The sequence below is a fragment of the Sandarakinorhabdus rubra genome (assembly GCF_010994245.1).
Classification (GTDB): Bacteria; Pseudomonadota; Alphaproteobacteria; order Sphingomonadales; family Sphingomonadaceae; genus Sandarakinorhabdus; species Sandarakinorhabdus rubra.
This window is the reverse complement of sequence record NZ_WMHO01000441.1, coordinates 1-733: the sequence shown is the minus strand read 5'-3', so window position 1 is coordinate 733 and position 733 is coordinate 1. Positions and strand designations below refer to the sequence as shown.

Annotated in this window: 1 protein-coding gene and 1 pseudogene; one reads left to right on the top strand and one right to left on the bottom strand. The window is 74.1% G+C overall.

Features of this window, described 5'->3' with window-relative positions:
- Positions 1-502: GNAT family N-acetyltransferase (locus GJV64_RS15155; protein WP_164158357.1), on the top strand; the 502-nt coding region annotated here is incomplete at its 5' end.
- Here GJV64_RS15155 and GJV64_RS15150 read toward each other — a convergent pair.
- Positions 487-733, bottom strand: a pseudogene (locus GJV64_RS15150) (primosomal protein N'); the annotation flags it as partial. The gene GJV64_RS15155 and the pseudogene GJV64_RS15150 overlap by 16 nt on opposite strands.

The following is a 733-nucleotide window of genomic DNA, read 5'->3' as shown; positions in this document are numbered from 1 at the left end:
GGTCGAGCCGGAGCCCGTGGCGCCGCCGCCCGGCTTTGCGGTGATCCGGCAGGGCCAGCTGCTGCAGATGGCGGCCGGCGACTTGCCCGCGGCGGAAGCTTGCGCCCACGCCATCGTGCCGCTGGGCGATGACGATGCCCCGGCCATGCAGGCGCTGGCCGCGCTCACCCAGCCCGGACCCTTTGCCAGCCACACCCACGAGATGGGCCGCTTTATCGGTGTGAAGCGCGATGGGCAGTTGCTGGCGATGGCCGGCGAACGCATGCCGCCGGCCGGCTTTGGCGAGGTGAGCGGCGTCTGCACCCACCCGGAAGCGCGCGGGCTGGGTCTGGCCGCCGCGCTGTCCCACGCGGTCGCCGCCCGCATCTTCGCCCGCGGCGACCGGCCCTTCCTGCACTGTTGGCCCGACAATCAGGTGGCGATCAGCCTCTATGAACGGCTCGGCTTCTCGCCCTGCGGCCAGCCATGGCTGACGGTTCTGGAGCGTCACACGAAGCTGTAGGGATCGACGTCCACCACCACGCGCACATTCGATGGCAGCGCCACGCGGCCCAGCCAGTCGCGCAAGGTGGCCGGCAGCGCCACGTCGCGCCGGGCCTGCACCAGAAGCCGGTGGCGGTGCCGGCCGCGCAGCATGGCCAGTGGCGCCGGCGCCGGGCCCAGCACCATCAGGCCCTCGGCGCGCTGTGCGGCGGCGCCCAGCGCGTCGGCGGCGGCCTTGGCCGCGGCCGCA